Origin of the sequence: Streptomyces sp. NPDC057280 (genome assembly GCF_042668605.1) — a bacterium.
Lineage (GTDB): Bacteria > Actinomycetota > Actinomycetes > Streptomycetales > Streptomycetaceae > Streptomyces.
The window spans coordinates 423,895-440,330 of sequence record NZ_JBHUYR010000004.1; the positions used below are offsets into that span (position 1 = coordinate 423,895).

Sequence of the window (16,436 nt, forward strand, 5' to 3'; positions counted from 1 at the left end):
GATCTTGAGGAGGCAGTGCCTGTTCCCCTTCCCTGGAGCGTCCTCCGTGTCCCGCGTCCCCACGGCGGATTCGCGGGCATCGCTGCCCCCCTTGCTCCCCTCACACGCACACCTCCCCCCGACTTGACCCCCACTGAAAGGTGAGACCCATGCCCCTCGGACTGCTCCGGCGGCGACTCAGGAGTGCCTCCGGAGGCGCCGCGGGCCACACGCTTCCCGTGCCGGCCGGTGCCGGTGTCCTCGTCCGCGAGGTCCTCGACCCGGTGAACCAGCCCCTGGGTGCCGCCGAGGTGACCGTGACCGAACTCCGCAGCCACCAGGTCGTGGCGCGCGGCACCACGGACCCGTACGGAACGTTCCTCGCCGTGCTGCCGCCCGCCAGCTACAGCCTCATGGTCATGGCGGAGGGTCTGGAGCCGCACCGCGAGACCGTCGAGGTCGTCGCCGACGCCGGGGTGTCCTCGCAGCGCGTCTGGCTCCAGCCCGCCCGCCAGGCCGAGCTCCCGGTCCCCGGCACCTGGCTCTTCGACCCGCCGCACACCGCGATCCGTTTCATCGCCAAGCACGTCGGCATGGCCCATGTGCACGGCCGGTTCGAACGCTTCGAGGGCGGCATCCAGGTCACCCAGGACATCGCCGACTCCCGCGTCCATGTCCGCATCGACGCCGCCAGCATCACCACCGGCAACAACACCCGTGACGCTCACCTGCGTTCGGCCGACTTCCTGGACGTCGAGAACTTCCCGTACATCGACTTCCGCAGCACCCGCTTCGCCTACCGAGGTGGCAGCAAGTGGTCCCTGCTGGGCACCCTGACCATGCACGGGGTGAGCCGTTCGGTGTCGCTGGACACGACCTATCTGGGCATGGTCAACGGCGGTTACGGCGAGGAACTGCGCTGCGCCGCCCTGGCGAAGGCGGAGCTGCACCGGGAGGACTTCACGCTCAACTGGCGTTCGATGCTGGCCCGGGGCATCGCGGTCGTCGGCCCCACGGTCCAGCTGGAGTTGGACGTCCAGGCCATGTACCGCACCCACGACACACCGACTCCGCCGGAGTAACGGCCCTCACGCTGCCCGGTGTCGCCTGAAGGCGGGGAAGAACAGCAGCAGCGCCAGCCCGGCCGTCACCGTCAGCACCCCGCCGCCGGTGACGGCCCAGGTCGCCCCGAAGGACGCGCCGGCCACGCCGTGCACGAGGTCGCCCAGCCGGGGGCCGCCCGCGGCGATCACGGTGTCGACGCCCTGGAGACGGCCCCGCATCCCGTCCGGCACCGCGGACTGCAGGACGGACTTGCGGAACACCCCCAGCGTCAGCAGCGCACCGCCCGCCACCACCAGCCAACCGGCCGCCACCGCGAGCGAGTCGGCCACCCCGAACGCGGTGAGTGCGAGCCCCCACACGCACACCGACACCGCGACCGCGACACCGTGGCGGGAGGCGCGGGTGAAGCCGCCGGAGAACAGCGCAGCGAGCACGCCCCCGGCGGAGACCGCCGCGTACAGCACCCCGACGTTCGCCCCCGGGTACGTCTCCCTCGCCATCTGGGGGAACAGTGCGGCGGGCATGCCCAGGAACAGCGCCGCGAAGTCGGCGAGGTAGACGACCAGCAGCACCTGCCGGGTGGCGAGCAGCCGGAGGCCGGCGGCGAACTGCCGCGCTCCGGGGCCCTGTTCGGTGGTGGGCGGGAGCGACGGCAGGCGCCACACGGCCCACAGCGTGGCGCCGAGCGTCGCCGCGTCCGCGAGATACAGCGACTCGGCCCCGACCGCCGGCAGCAGTGCCCCGGCCAGGAGCGGGCCGGCGATCCCGGCCGACCAGGACACCAGCGACTGCAACGTGTTCGCGGCGGGCAGCAACTCGCGCGGCACGAGGCGCGGGACGACCGCACCGCTCACCGCCGCGTGGGCGCCGAACAGGGCCTGCTGCACCCCCACCAGCGCCAGCAGCGCCCCCGCCGACTCCAGCCGCACCCACGCCTGCGCCCACAGCAGCAGCGACGTCAGGGCGATCCCGGCCGTGGTCGCCAGCAGCACCCGCCGCCGGTCCCGTACGTCCGCCAGCGTGCCGCCCCACAGCGCCGCGAGGGCCATCGGCGCGAAGCCCACGAACCCGGCCAGCCCCACGTACGCCGAGGAGCCGGTGAGGTCGTACAGCTGCATCGGCACGGCGATCGCGGTCAGCTGGGCGCCCAGCGTGGTCACCGTGCCGCTCGCCCACAGCCGCCGGAACTCGGCCCGCCGCAACGGCCGTACGTCGATCATCAGCCCGCGCACCCTCGCCCCTCCCGCAGCCATCGGTACGCCGATGCTGCGGGTTCCCCTTCGGGCAAGGTCAACAGGCCGCGGCGGTCACTCCTTGACCCAGGACAGGCCGTCCGGCGTGACGGCCAGCCCGCCCGGGGCCGCCGGGCCGGGGTCGTCGAGCGGGCCGCCGTAAAGGGCCTGCTCCTGAAGGTCGTTGCCGGTGCGGAAGGTCTCGCCGACGACCGGGGCGGACAGGAGGGGGTTCATGCGGCCGTCCGATGCCGCCAACTCGCCTATTGCACCGTCCAGTTGCGCGGCGGCCGTGTGCCAGTCCATGCGGACCACCGCCGCGTCCCGGGAGGCCAGCCCGCCCGCCAGCTCGGCGAACGCGGCCGCCTCGCCGAGATCCACATGGGTGATCTTCTTCGCGGCCCAGAAGTACGAGTCCTCGTTGCGCTCCATGTCGTAGAAGGCGATGAGGAACTCGTAGAACACGCGGTACTCGCGCCGGTAGCGCGCCTCGAACTCGGCGAAGCCCCGCTCCTCGGACACACTGCCGTCCAGGGCCGCGTTCACCGAGCGGGCCGCCAACAGGGCGCCGTAGGTGGCCAGATGGACACCGGAGGACAGCACCGGGTCCACGAAGCATGCCGCGTCGCCGACCAGCGCCATGCCCGGTTTCCAGAAGGACTGCTTCCAGTACGACCAGTCCCTGCGCACCCGTACCTGGTCGTACGGCGCCTCGGTCGCCTCGGGGACGCCCGCCACCAGCCGGCTCACCTCCGGGCACGCCTCGATCATGTCCCGCCAGGCGCCCGGCGCGTCCCGCTGCACCGCCTGCGTGTGCTCGGGCGAGATCACCGCGCCGACACTCGTCAGGTCGTCGCGCAGCGGGATGTACCAGAGCCAGCCCGCGTCGAACGCGGCGCAGAAGATGTTGCCGCTGTTGGGCTCGGGGAGCCGGGCGCCGCCCGCGAAGTAGCCGAACACGGCGAGGTTGCGGAAGAAGTCGGAGTAGACGCGCCCGCCGCCGACCCCGGTGTGGATGCGACTGGTGTTGCCGGACGCGTCGATGACGTACCGGCCGTACGCCGTACGGGTGTTGCCGTCCGCGTCGGTGAACTCCACACCCCGCACCCGCTCTTCGTCGGCGACGACCCGCCGCACCGTGCTGCCCTCGCGCACCTCGGCGCCGGCCCGCCGGGCGCCCCGCAGCAGGATCTCGTCGAAGCGTGAGCGCTCCACCTGGAAAGCGGTCGCGGTGGGTTCGGGGACCCGCGGTGTCATGGCGAAGGAGAACTGCCACGGCTCCGGATCGCGGCCCCAGCGCAGGGTGCCTCCGCGTTTGAGGGTGAAGCCGGCCTGCTGGACCTCGTCGGCGACGCCGAGGATGCGGCACAGGCCGTGCACGGTCGCGGGCAGCAGCGACTCGCCGATCTGGTAGCGCGGGAACGTCTCGCGTTCCAGCAGCAGGACCCGGTGCCCGCGCAGGGCCACGGTGGTCGCGGCCGTCGAACCGGCCGGTCCGCCGCCGACGACGATCAGGTCGTACTCCGGGGTCATGCGTCAACTCCTGGGCTGCGATGGTCGCTTCGGTCGCTCACGCCGGCAGCCAGGCGCGCATCGCCGCGGCCGTGGTGTCGGCGTCGTGGTGGACGAGGGTGTAGTGGTCGCCGGGGACGTCGACGGTCTCGTGGGGGAGCGGCCAGCGCGGCTGCCAGTCGCCGTCGGGGTCGATGCGGAGCATCTGCGCGGTCGGGCGGCCGCGTACGAGCAGGGCCGGGACGGGCGAGGGCTCCGGTTCCCAGTTCTCCAGCACGCGTGCGTAGCCTCCGCCCGCGATGAGCAGCGAGTCGTCGAACTCGGCGACGACGTCGTCGGGGAGTTCGGCACCGGCGGCCATCAGCGCCAACGCCCGCTCGTCGTCCCGGCGCAGCACACCGGCGTGCGCGTCGAGCAGGATGAGCCCCGCCGGTGGCTGCCCGGCCCGGGCGAGCTCCCGCGCCACGGCGTGCGCGATCGCGCCGCCCGCGCAATAGCCGACGAGGACGACCGGGCCGTTCGCCGACAGGCTCCGCACGCTGTCGACATGCGTGGTGACGATCGCGTCCACGCCGTCCGGAACCGCCCGCCGGGCGCCGAAGCCCGGATGCTCCAGCAGGAACAGGTCGCGCTCACCGTCGAACTGCTTGGCCAGACCGGCGGGAACGCGGTGGTACGGCGTGAGGTAGTCCGGGATGTAGGCCAGAGGTGTGCCCGCACCCTGGGCCAGCCGGACCGGCGCGACGGCATGCCGGGCGCGGTCGGCGACGGAGAAGGAGGGGAGGGCGTGAGAGGCCAGGTAGCGCAGGCCCATGGCCTCCAACGGACCGCGTTCGCGCAGGACGTGGTGGTAGAGGGGGCCGAAGCGGTAGGAGGCCGGCTCGTCCGCCGTGACCTCCGCCTCGGCGTCCGGCAGCACCTGACGCAGCGCCTCGTGCACATGCGCGGCCAGTGCGGGCAGCGTCGGATGGTCGAACACGATCGACGGCGCCAACCGCACCCGGGTGAACGCGCTGAGCCGGTTGCGGAACTGCACCGCCGTCAGCGAGTCGAAGCCGAGTTCGGTGAAGGCCCGCTCGGCGGGGAAGGCGGCGGCGTCCGCGAAGCCCAGCACCAGGGCCAGTTCGGCGCGCATCAACTCCACGAGCACGGCCTCGCGTTCACCCGCCGGCACGGCGGCGAGCCGCTCACGCCAGGCGCCCGGTGCCTGCGCGGGCGCGGTGGTGGCGGGGGCGGCAGCGGGACGGCGCGGCAGCAGGTCCGTGAGCACGGGTGGCGCGGTCGGCGCGGGGAGCGCCGCGAGGTCCAGCGCGATCGGCACGAGCACCGGCTCCGACGTCCGCAACGCCCGGTCGAGCAGGTCGATGCTCTCCTCCTCGCCGACGGACAGCACACCCCCGTCGGTGAGCCGCTGCGGAGCGACCTGGGCCGCCATGCCGTCGTCGTCGGCCGTGGTCCACGGTCCCCAGGCCAGGGACCGCGCGGGCAGCCCCTGGGCGGTGCGACGGCGGGCCAGGGCGTCCAGGAACCCGTTGGCGGCCGCGTAGTTGGCCTGTCCGGGGCGGCCCAGCACACCCGCCGCCGACGAGTAGAGCACGAACGCGGACAGCCCGAGATCCTTGGTGGCCTCGTGCAGATGCCAGGCCCCGTCCGCCTTCGGCGCGAGCACGGCCGCCAGCCGCTCCGGCGTCAGACCGTCCACCACACCGTCGTCCACGACGCCGGCGAGATGGAACACCGCGGTCAACGCCGCCCCACAGGACGCCACCAGGGCATCGACGGCGGCTCGGTCACTCACGTCGCACGCCATCACCCGCACCGCCGCGCCGAGTTCGCCGACCCACGCGGGCGGACGACCGCTCCGCCCGGCCAACACCACCTGACGCACCCCGTGTCGGTCGACGAGGTACCGGGCGAGGCTCGCCCCGAGCGCCCCGGTGCCGCCGGTGATCAGCACCGTGCCGCCGGGATCGAGAACGGGCGCCTCGGTCCCGGCGGTGGACGGCACGGCGGCCAGCCGCGGCACGAGCACGGCACCGTCGCGCAGGGCGACCTGCGGTTCGCCGGTGCGCAGCGCCGCCTCCAGGTCGGCCGGGGACGCCGGGCCCCCGCGCCGGTCGACCAGCACGATCCGGCCGGGATGCTCGGACTGGGCACTGCGGACGAGCCCGGCCACCGCCGCCTCGGCCGGGTCGGGATCGTCGCCGGTCGCGTTGTGGGTGAGGATCAGCAGCCGACCCGGACGGGAGTCGCCGACCCACTGCTGAATCCGGGCGAGTGTGCCGTCGAGCAGGCTCCGGACGCGGGCGGGCGGGTCCGTGTCCACGCCCGGCCCTGGCAGGTCGAACACCTCGTGACGCGTGTCGGCGTCGCCGCCCGCCGTCGCCGGAAGCCATGCCGGGCGGTACAACTCGGCGTGTGCAACCGGACGTTGGGGCGGCAGCTCCCGCGTGACAAGAGACTCGACCGCGGCGAGCGGCTGCCCGGAGGGGTCGGTGAGCGTCACCCGGAACTCGTCCGGGCCGAGCCGTTCGAGGTGGGCCCGGGCCGTCGTGGCTCCGGTGGCGTACACCGTGAGCCCGGCGCAGGTGAGCGGGACCCGTGCCGTGCCGGGACCTTCGGCCAGGAGCGCCGCGTGCAGAGCCGCGTCGAGCAGCGCGGGATGGAGCGTGTAGGACCCCGCCGTGGCCGCTTCCCTTGGCGGCAGGGCCAGTTCGACGTACAGGGAGGTGCCCCGGCGCCACAGCCCGGTCACCGCGCGGAAAGCCGGTCCGTAGTCGTGGCCGTGGTCGGCGAGGCGGTCGTAGTCGACCGGGAGTCGCTCGGCACCGGCGGGCGGCCACACCCGGAGCGGTACGACGGGCGCCGCGCCCACCGGGGCGATCGTCGCCGTGGCGTGCCGCGTCCACGTCTCACCCGTCTGCGCCCAGACGGCGACCGGCCGGTTCCCCGCCTCGTCCGGGCCGCCGGTGACGACCTGCACCCGCACCGGCTCGGACTCCGGCAGCACCAGCGGCTCCCGGAAGGCCAGTTCGGACAGGCGTACGGGCCCGGCCGCCCCGGCCGCATGACAGGCCAGCTCGGCGAACGCTGCCGCGGGCAGCAACACCCGGCCGCCGATCACATGGTCGGCGAGCCAGGACTGCCGTAGGGCGGACAGCACCCCGGTGTGCCGGACGCCGGGCCCGTCGGCGTCCGGCTGAGCCTCGCCCAGCAGCGGATGCCCGGTCGCGACCGGGTGCCGTACCGCGTGCAGCCAGTAGCGCTGCCGCTGGAACGGGTACGTCGGCAACGCGCGCCGCCGCGCGCCACTGCCCGCGTACACCGACCGCCAGTCGACCAGCACCCCGTGCACGTGCAGGGCGGCCAGCGCCCGGAGCGCTTCCCGGGTGTCGGCGCACGAAGCGAACACCGCGCCCGCGTCCGGCGCGACACACTCTTCCGTCGCCACGCTGAGCGCGGCGGCGGGACCGGCCTCGACGAACGCCGTCACGCCCGCCCGCGCCAGCCAGTCCACCGCGTCGGCGAAGCGGACGGTCTCGCGCACCTGCCGTACCCAGTGGTCGGCGGTGGCGAGGGCGTCCGGCTCGGGGCGGCCGGTGACCGTGGAGACCACCGGCACGGACGGCCGCCGGTAGGTCACGGTCTGGGCGACCGCGCGGAACTCGGCCAGCATTGGGTCGAGCAGCGGCGAGTGGAAGGCGTGGCTCACGCGCAGCCGGGTGCTCCGCCCGCCGAGGGATGCAGCCAGCGCGGTCACCGCGTCCTCGTCGCCGGAGACCACGACCGACGTCGGCCCGTTGACCGCCGCGATCGCCACCCGTCCGGGTGCCGCGGCGAGCCTGCTCGCGACCTCCGCCTCCGGGGCCCGCACCGAGATCATCGCGCCGCCCTCCGGCAGGGCCGCCATCAGCCGGCCGCGCGCGGCCACGAGCCGGACTGCGTCGGCGAGCGAGAACACGCCCGCGAGATGGGCGGCGGCCAACTCGCCGACGGAGTGGCCGACCAGGTAGTCCGGCCGCACCCCCCATGCGGCGAGCAGCCGGTGCAGGGCGACCTCGAAGGCGAACAGGGCGGCCTGCGCGTAGTCCGTACGGTCCAGCAGAGCGCCGTCGGGGTCGTCGATCACCTCGCGCAGCGGCCGGTCGAGCAACGGCCCGAACCGCTCGCACACGTCGGTGAAAGCGGCATCGAACTCCGGGAAGGCGGCGGCCAGTTCGCGCCCCATCCCGGCCCGCTGCGTGCCCTGACCCGCGCAGAGCAGCGCCAGTTTCGGGGTGCCGCGCACCACCGTGCCGTTCAGCACCCCGGGGGCGTCCTCGCCTGCCGCCAAACGACGCAGTCCCGCGAGGAGTCCGGTAGCGTCGTCGGCCAGGACGGCCGCTCGGTGGGGGAGAGGAGTCCTCGTGGTCGCCAGCGAGTACGCCACGTCGAGCGCCGTGTCGTTGTCCGTGACGTCCGCCAGTGCCTCCGCCAACGTCCTGGCGTGCGCCCGCAGTCCGGCCTCGTCGCCGCCGCTGACCAGCCAAGGGGCGGCCGCCTCAAGACGGCTCCCGGTCCCGGCCGTGGGCTGCGACGGGGGTTCCTCGATGATGAGATGGGCGTTCGTGCCGCCGATGCCGAACGACGACACCGCCGCCCGGCGCGGCCGGTCGCGGTGCGGCCACGGGCGTGGGCCGTCGAGGAGTCGTACCGCCCCCTCCGACCAGTCCACGTGCGGCGACGGCTCTTCCGCGTACAGGGAGCGGGGGAGTTCGCCGTGGCGCATCGCCTCGATCATCTTGATCACTCCGGCCACTCCGGCGGCGGCCTGTGAGTGTCCGAGGTTGGACTTGACCGAGCCCAGCCATACCGGGTCGGCCGGGTCGCGGTCCTGGCCGTAGGTGGCCAGCAGGGCGCCGGCCTCGATCGGGTCGCCGAGGGCCGTGCCCGTGCCGTGGCCCTCGACCACGTCGACGTCGGCCGGGCCCAGGCCCGCGTCGGCCAGCGCCAGGCGGATGAGGTCGCGCTGGGCCTCGCCGTTGGGGGCGGTGAGGCCGTTGGACGCGCCGTCGGAGTTCACCGCGGACCCGCGCAGCACCGCCAGCACCGGGTGGCCGTGGCGCCGGGCGTCCGACAGCTTCTCCAGCAGCACCAGGCCGACGCCCTCGGCCCACGCGGTGCCCTCCGCGCCCGCCGCGAACGACCGGCACCGGCCGTCCGCCGACAGCCCGCGCTGCCTGCTGAACGCGATGAACGGCTGCGGACTCGACAGCACCGTCACCCCGCCGGCCAGCGCGAGCGTGCACTCACCCGCCCGCAGCGCCTTCGCGGCCAGGTCCATCGCGACCAGCGACGACGAACACGCCGTGTCCACGGTCAGGGCCGGACCGCGCAGGCCGAGGACGTACGAGATCCGGCCCGAGGCGACACTGCCCGAGGAGCCGATGCCGATGTGCGACTCCAGCTCGTGCGGCGAGAGCCCGGTGCCGTACCCGGCGTGCATCAGGCCCACGAACACACCGGTCGCGCTGCCGCGCAGCGAGGGCGCGGGGATGCCGGCGCGCTCCAGCGTCTCCCACGCGACCTCCAGGAGCAGCCGGTGCTGCGGGTCCATCGCCAGGGCCTCACGTGGGGAGATCCCGAAGAACAGCGGGTCGAAGTCGGCCGCGCCGTCGAGGAAACCGCCGCGGCGGGTGTACGTCGTGCCGAGCCGGTCCGGGTCGGGATCGTGCAGGGCGTCGACGTCCCAGCCGCGGTCGGCGGGGAAGTCGCCGGTGGCATCGACACCGTCGCGGACCAGCCGCCACAGGTCCTCCGGGGAGCTCACCCCGCCCGGGTAGCGGCAGCCGACGGCCACGATCGCCACCGGCTCGGCCTCCGGGCCGCGCGGCGGCACGGCCGTCGCCGGGGCCTCGCCGGTCATCCGGGTGTCCAGGTGCGCGGCGACCGCGGCCGGGGTCGGGTGGTCCCAGACCAGGGTCGCCGGCAGCCGCAGTCCGGTGCGCAGGCTGAGCCGGTGCCACAGCGTCATGGCGTCCATCGAGGTCAGCCCGAGATCCGCGAACGCGGTGCCGGGACCGGCGACCGTGCCCCGGATCGCCTCGGCCTCCCGGCACACCAACTCCGTGAGCGCGGCCCGTCGTTCACCGGCGGTCAGACCGCCAAGGCCCGCGAGGTCCGGCGCCGGGGGCCGCTCGGCGAGCGTCTCGCGCAGCACCGCCCGGCGCGGCTTTCCCGCCGCCGTGCGCGGGACGGCCGGCGTGAACAGGACCTCCTCGGGCACCTTGTGCGCGGACAGCACCGCGGCGCACCCGCGCAGCAGACCGGCGGGGTCCAGCGACTCCTCCGCCGGGACCACGAACGCCACCGGGACCTCGCCCAGCAGCGGATGCGCCCGCGCCACCACGGCCGCGTCCCGCACCCCGGGCAGAGCCCGCAGCACCTGCTCCACCTCGGCCGGGTCGACGTTCTCGCCGCCCCGCACGATCCGGTCGTTGAGCCGCCCGGTGACGGTCAGCGTGCCGCCCGCACCGAACCGCCCCAGGTCCCCCGTGCGGTACCAGCCCTCGCGCAGGGCGCCGGCGTCCGCCTCGGGCCGGTTGCGGTACCCGAGCATGACTCCGGGGCCGCGCACCCAGATCTCGCCCTCGCCACCGACGACGTCCAGGCCGCTGTCCGGGTCGACCAGCCGGACGTCCATGCCGGGCACCGGCGTGCCACTGCTCCCCGGCACCCGCGGCCCGTCGAGCGACTCCATGGCGATCTTGCCGCAGGTCTCGGTGGAGCCGTACCCGTCGAGCAGCGGCGCCCCGAACCGCCGCTCCACCTGCTCCCGCAGCTCCGGGTCGCTCGGCGCGCCCGCGGTGACGCACACCCGTAGCGAGGGCGCCGCGCCGAGGCCGCTGTCGAGGAACTGCCGGAAGGTGAGCGGCACCCCGCCGAGCACGGTCGGCTCGAACTCGCCGATCAGCCGGGTGAGGTGGGAGGGGCCCGAGGCGGAGGTGATGCGTGCGCTCGCGCCGGCCACGGTCGTGCCCAGCACGCACAGGGAGTGGGCGTAGCTGTGGGCGAGCGGCAGGGGCCAGAGCACCCGGTCCGTGGCGGTCAGTCCGAGCCGGGGCAGATAGCAGGCGAACGAGGACCAGAGCGCGGAGCGTTGACTGGACACGGCCGCCGTGGGGGTGCCCGAGGTGCCGGACGTGTAGAGCAGCCAGGCGGGTTCGTCCAGTCCCAGGTCGTCGCGTGGAGCCGGCGCGGGTCCGGTCACGAGGTCTTCGAAGCGCTCGGCCCCGTCCGGTACCGCCCCCTCGCCGATCACCACCAGTCGCACCGGCCGTTCCGCGAGCATCCCCGCGACCCGTGGCAGCCGCCGCTGGTCGGTGACCACCACGGCCGGGTCGCAGTCCGCCAGCAGGTGCGCCAGCTCGGTGTGGGTGGCACGCGGTGGCAACGGCACCCCGACCGCCGCCGCGCGCACGGTCGCCAGGAGTCCCTCGACCAGTTCCACGCCGTTGGCGAGGAAGAACGCCACCCGGGTCCCGCGCGCGACAGCGAGTCCGGTCGCCAACCGTGCGGTCCTGCGGTCGAGTTCGGCCCAGCTCACCCCGCGCCGGTCGTCGGCGAACGCGAGCTTCTCGCCATACCGTACGGCGTTCTCCGCGAGGAGCTCCGGCACCGGCCGAACCCTGATCGCATCCGCCACACCCATCGGGCCTCCTGTCGAGGGGAGTCCGCTCCGCTGCGGATCTTGGATCAGCCTATGCCGGGCGGTCCCAACGACGCGTCGGACCCAGGCCAGTTGAGCCAAGGTGCGCGAACCTTCGACAGAAAGGCCGAATTGGTATGGACCTGACAGGCATCAGTCGCTAAGCTCTGCCCGGCCACACCCTTGAGAGCGCTCTCAGTATCTGCTGTTCCCCGCTGTTCCAACCCCCACTCCACTGGAACGACGAAGGGCAACCCCCATGAGACGCAACAGACTTACGCATGCCGCCCTGGCCGTGCTGCTCACCCTCGGCGCCGGCTTCGCGGCGGGCACCGCGCCCGCCTCCGCCTCCTCCGACGGTGCACGTGCGGCGAAGGCACCCGCCTCCGCCGGTCTCCTCACCGCCATGCAGCACGACCTGCACCTCACCGCGGCGCAGGCCGAGCGGCGGCTCGCCGCCGAACAGCGGGCCACGGCCGCCGAGCCCAAGGCCCGCAAGGCCGCCGGGGCTTCACTCGGCGGCACCTGGTACGACGCCGCTGCCGGCACCCTGACCGTGGGCCTCACCCCGGACGCGTCACGGGTGACCGTCCGGGCGGTGCGGGCCACCGGTGCGGACGTCCGCACCGTCGCCCACACGGCCCGCGAACTCGCCGCCACCCAGGCACGGCTGGACCGGCTCAACGCCCCCTCAGGCATCGCCAGTTGGCACGTCGATCCGCGGGCGAGCACGGTCGTGGTCAACGTCGTCGCGGGCGAGAAGGACGACAACGATGTCCGGCGCTTCGTGGAGCGGGCCCACCGCGCCGGCCCCGTCACCGTCCGGCACATCTCCACCGCACCGCAGACCTTCGCCGCCGGGACCGTCGGCGGCGATCCCTTCTACACCGGCAACGTCCGCTGTTCCATAGGCTTCTCCGTGTACGGCGGGTTCATCACGGCCGGGCACTGCGACCAGCACACCGGCGCCGTCTACGGCTGGGACCGCAGCTACGTCGGCAACTTCCAGGGCTCGTCGTTCCCCGACAACGACTACGCCTGGGTCAACGTGGGCAGCGGCTGGTGGACGGTACCGGTCGTGCTCGGCTGGGGCACCGTCTCCGACCAGCTGGTGCGAGGCTCGAACGTGGCGCCCGTGGGCTCCTCCGTCTGCCGGTCCGGCTCGACCACGCACTGGCACTGCGGCACGGTCCTGGCGACGAACGAGACCGTCAACTACAGCCAGGGCGCGGTGCATCAGATGACCAAGACCAGCGTGTGCGCCGAACCGGGTGACTCCGGCGGCTCGTTCATCAGCGGCGACCAGGCCCAGGGCGTCACCTCCGGTGGCTGGGGCAACTGTTCCGGCGGAGGCGAGACCTGGTTCCAGCCCGTCAACGAGATCCTCAACCGGTACGGCCTCACCCTCCACACCGCCTGAACCCGCCTGGGCCCGGCCGTGCTCCTCCCGGCCGGGCCCACGCGCGCAACGGATGTTACGTGTGGGAAACCTTGACGGTCGTGGGGGCGGATGCCACGATTCCGGCGCCGTGATGTTTACGTAAACATCCTGTCGCTCCGGAAGGGTACGTCGATGCGCAAGACCCCTGTCAGCACCCGTCTCAAGCCACGCACCCGGGCCTCCCTCGCCGCGGTCGCGATCGCCGCCGTCACCGCCGCCGGCCTCGCGGGCAGCCCCGCGGCCGCCACGCCGAGCATCGACACCACCCAGTTCAAGGGCGTCAACTGGGCCGACCCGCGCGACAACTTCGCCGACGACACGCTCCAGCTGTCCGGCCTGTTGACCAAGGACACCTACGCCCAGACCTACGTCAAGGCCGGCCGGATCATCTCGGCGTTCCGCGCCAACCTCGGCGCCAACACGGTCCGGCTGCCGATCAACCCGTACACGGTCAACGGCGCCTACTGGAAGTCGTACCGCGGGGTCATCGACGCCGCGACGGCCCACGGCTTCAAGGTGATCGTGTCCTACTGGGAGGGCACGGGTGACCGCAAGGACGGCTACATCGACGACGAGGCCACCTACTGGCCGATGTGGAACACCGTGGTCAAGGCGTACAAGGGCAACTCGAAGGTCTACTTCGAGCCGATGAACGAGCCGCACGGCTACACCGACACCGAGTGGGCCGACATCGCGGCGAAGTGGCTCGACACCTACAAGTCCGTGCCGCGCAACCGCGTCTTCGTCAGCGGCGCCGGCTACAACGACCACGTCACGTCCGTCTGCGCCGACCCGCGCCTGAAGGGCACATACCTCTCCCTGCACCACTACGGCTTCTGGAAGTCGTACGCCACCTACGACGAGTGGGTCGCCGACCTGAAGGCGCGCATCGGCGACTGCGCGAACCGGACCGTCGCCGACGAGTTCGGGGCGCCGATGACCACGGGCCTGAACTACAACGTGAAGACGCCGGACGACAACTACGTCAACTTCATCCAGGCCGTCACCGACACCTTCCGCGAGCTGAAGATGGGCTCGGTGTACTGGCCGGGCCTGCGCACCGACGACATCTACTCGATACAGGAGCTGACCGGTGACCCGGCCAGGCCCTGGCTGAAGACCACCAACCAGTCCGGCGCGGACCGCCTGGCCTGGGCCTGGCAGCGCGGCAAGCCGGTCGGCGAGTGAGCTGATCCCGAGGGTGCCGTTCGCTAGCCGGTGGGCGGCACCCCGCGGGCGCGGTGGCGGCGGACCGCGTCGCGGTTGGCGCAGCGCTGGGAGCAGTAGCGCTGTCTTCCGGTGCGGGAGGTGTCGGCGAAGATCGTGGTGCACTCGGTCACCGCGCAGCGGCTGAGGCGGTGCATGCCCCGGCCCGCCAGGTGCAGTGCCGTGCCGACCGAGATCAGTGAGGAGACGACCGCGCCGAGCGGCTGGTCCTCGTCGCGGTAGTGGAGGTGCCAGCCGGTGCCGACGTGGTTCGTCATCCGGGGGTGGGCGGCGGCCGCGGCCAGCATCGCGTTGACCAGCGCGGCACGCTCGTGCTCGGCGGTCGCGTCGACGACCTTCTCCCAGGCGTCCAGCGAGGCCGCGACCCGGTCGAGGTCGTCCGGCGTCACAGGCCCCTCCACCGCCACCCCGGCGGCCCGGCAGCGGTCCGCGAGCTCACCGGCGTCGGCCGGGCGGCGGTTGGCCAGGTCGGCGGCGAGATTCACGGCGTCCTCGCCGTAAGGGTTGAGGTGCACAAGGTCATTACATCAGGCTCGTCGGCATGGGACAACGCACCGCGATCCGTGCCGCCGTACGCCAGGCGGGGCAGTACGACCTCGTCGAGCTCCTGCGCCTCCGGGCGCTGCTGTTCGACGAGTTGACGGACTCCTTCTTCAACCCCGGCCCGGCCGAGGACGGTTGGCTCGACGCCCTGGCCGTGGTGCTGACGGAGCAGCTGACCTCGGACTCCGTCCGCATCCTCGTCGTCGACGCGGAGGGCGGCCGGCTCGCCGCCTGCGGCATCGGTGTCGTCGAGCAACGGCTGCCGGGGCCGCACCTTCTGAACGGCCGGATCGGCCAGGTCATCGGCGTCGTCACCGACCCCGCGCACCGGCGGCGCGGTCACAGCCGGGCGATCATGCGAGAGTTGCTGGACTGGTTCCGGGAGCGTGAGGTGTCCCGCGTGGACCTGTACGCCTCCGCCGAAGGCGAACCCCTCTACCGCGACCTGGGGTTCACCGACCACCCCGATCCCGCGCTGTACTGGCGTCCCTGAGAGGTGCGTGCACACTCTCGTCCTCGTGACGACACGCCGGCTCATCCGGGCGCGGCCACCCGCTCCCGTCGCCCGTCACGTCCGAAGAGCCATGACAGGTCCGGCTCCACGGCGAAGCGGAACACCCGGCGCACGGGCGGGGTGCACAGCAGCGTCACGGTCACCGCGGCGACGGCCGTGACGACGAGCACGCCGAGCGGCTGGTGGACCCAGGCGGGCTCGTACCAGCCCCAGGGCTCGGAGCCCTGCGCGACGAACCCGTGCAGCAGATAGCCGTACAACGTGCCCGCGCCCAGCGTGGTGAACCACGTCCGTCTCCCGGGCACCCAGGCGAGGAAGCACGCGACCAGCAGCACCGAGCAGCCGAACAGCACCGGCGTCATCACCAGTCCTGACCAGCCGGGCGCACCGAGCTCCTGCACGCTGTCCCGGTGGTAGAACCAGGCACCGCTCAGCCGCGGCACCGCCCAGTAGGCCACCCCGAGCGCACCCGCGAACACCGGCACCGCCAGCAGCCGCGCCGACCGGCGGCGCACCAGCCGGAAGTGCTCCGGCTGCAGACACAGGCCCAGCACGAAGTACGGCAGGAACTGCAGGGTGCGCTGGAGATCGAGGTCCTCGCCGATCGACGGTGTCACGCTCGCCAGGACCGCGACACCGAGCGCGAGGGGCAGCGGCCACCGGACGTGCCGCCACACCGGGGTGGTCAGCCGCCACATGAACAACGTGGCCAGGAACCACGTCAGATACAGCGGTTCCAGGAGGCTGACCGGGCGGTCCGGGACCCCGTCGGTCCAGCGCGTCCAGAGGGTGTACGCCGTCTCGAAGACAACATAGGGAAGGGCGACCCCGGTCACCAGCCGTCTCAACCGCCGCGGGCTCGCGTCGAAGTTCCGGGAGAAGTAGCCGGCGACGACGATGAACGCCGGCATGTGGAAGGCGTACACGAGCATGTAGAGCGCGCTGACCGTCCGGCTGCCGTCGCGCAGCGGCTCCCACGCGTGCCCGGTCGCGACCAGCACGATCGCCAGGTACTTGGCGTTGTCGAAGAACGCGTCGCGGTCCTCGGCGGGGCGGCCGGGGCCGGGCGCCGGGTCCTGGACCGGCGGGCGGTCCGCGAGGGGCCCGCTCATCGCGCCGCCCCCGGTGCACCGCGCGAGAGACGCGCGGCGCCCGGGGCCGGTCCGGCGGACGTGGGGGACGGGGCCGCGGGAGCGGGGAGCTGGAACATCCCCCGCGCCTGACCGGTTCTCGCGG

9 protein-coding genes are annotated in these 16,436 nt (G+C 73.4%); 4 read left to right on the plus strand and 5 right to left on the minus strand.

Annotation, left to right across the window (positions count from 1 at the left end):
- Positions 1-149 precede the first annotated feature (149 nt).
- A complete protein-coding gene (locus ACFUO4_RS25825; RefSeq protein ID WP_383488836.1) occupies positions 150-1,061 on the plus strand; it encodes a YceI family protein in 912 nt (303 codons plus the stop codon).
- A gap of 6 nt (positions 1,062-1,067) precedes the next feature.
- Here ACFUO4_RS25825 and ACFUO4_RS25830 read toward each other — a convergent pair whose 3' ends face one another.
- The 3 genes from ACFUO4_RS25830 to ACFUO4_RS25840 form a co-directional block, all read right to left on the minus strand.
- Positions 1,068-2,276: an MFS transporter gene (locus ACFUO4_RS25830; RefSeq protein ID WP_383488838.1), complete on the minus strand. Its 1,209-nt coding sequence runs from the start codon at positions 2,274-2,276 to the stop codon at positions 1,068-1,070.
- A 75-nt stretch (positions 2,277-2,351) separates the two neighbouring features.
- Positions 2,352-3,809, minus strand: coding sequence for a tryptophan 7-halogenase (locus ACFUO4_RS25835; protein ID WP_383488841.1), 1,458 nt, complete (start codon positions 3,807-3,809; stop codon positions 2,352-2,354).
- Positions 3,810-3,846: 37 nt separating this feature from the next.
- Entirely contained in the window at positions 3,847-11,478 is a 7,632-nt protein-coding gene (locus ACFUO4_RS25840) for an SDR family NAD(P)-dependent oxidoreductase (RefSeq protein ID WP_383488844.1), read from the minus strand.
- Positions 11,479-11,734: 256 nt separating this feature from the next.
- Between ACFUO4_RS25840 and ACFUO4_RS25845 the strand changes: the two genes are divergently transcribed.
- Positions 11,735-12,895 (plus strand): S1 family peptidase, encoded by a 1,161-nt coding sequence (locus ACFUO4_RS25845; RefSeq protein WP_383488847.1) that lies wholly within the window; start codon positions 11,735-11,737, stop codon positions 12,893-12,895.
- 153 nt (positions 12,896-13,048) lie between these two features.
- Positions 13,049-14,104, plus strand: coding sequence for a glycoside hydrolase family 5 protein (locus tag ACFUO4_RS25850; RefSeq protein WP_383488850.1), 1,056 nt, complete (start codon positions 13,049-13,051; stop codon positions 14,102-14,104).
- A gap of 23 nt (positions 14,105-14,127) precedes the next feature.
- On the opposite strand, the gene ACFUO4_RS25855 is transcribed toward ACFUO4_RS25850, so the two are convergent.
- On the minus strand, positions 14,128-14,658 hold the full coding sequence (locus ACFUO4_RS25855; RefSeq protein ID WP_383488853.1) for a CGNR zinc finger domain-containing protein: 531 nt from the start codon (positions 14,656-14,658) through the stop codon (positions 14,128-14,130).
- A 26-nt stretch (positions 14,659-14,684) separates the two neighbouring features.
- Between ACFUO4_RS25855 and ACFUO4_RS25860 the strand changes: the two genes are divergently transcribed.
- Positions 14,685-15,179, plus strand: coding sequence for a GNAT family N-acetyltransferase (locus tag ACFUO4_RS25860; protein ID WP_383488857.1), 495 nt, complete (start codon positions 14,685-14,687; stop codon positions 15,177-15,179).
- A gap of 41 nt (positions 15,180-15,220) precedes the next feature.
- Here the strand turns inward: ACFUO4_RS25860 and ACFUO4_RS25865 are convergent, their stop codons facing one another.
- The gene (locus tag ACFUO4_RS25865; RefSeq protein ID WP_383488860.1) at positions 15,221-16,312 is read right to left on the minus strand and encodes an acyltransferase family protein; all 1,092 of its coding nucleotides are present in this window, start codon (positions 16,310-16,312) and stop codon (positions 15,221-15,223) included.
- Positions 16,313-16,436: the final 124 nt, after the last annotated feature.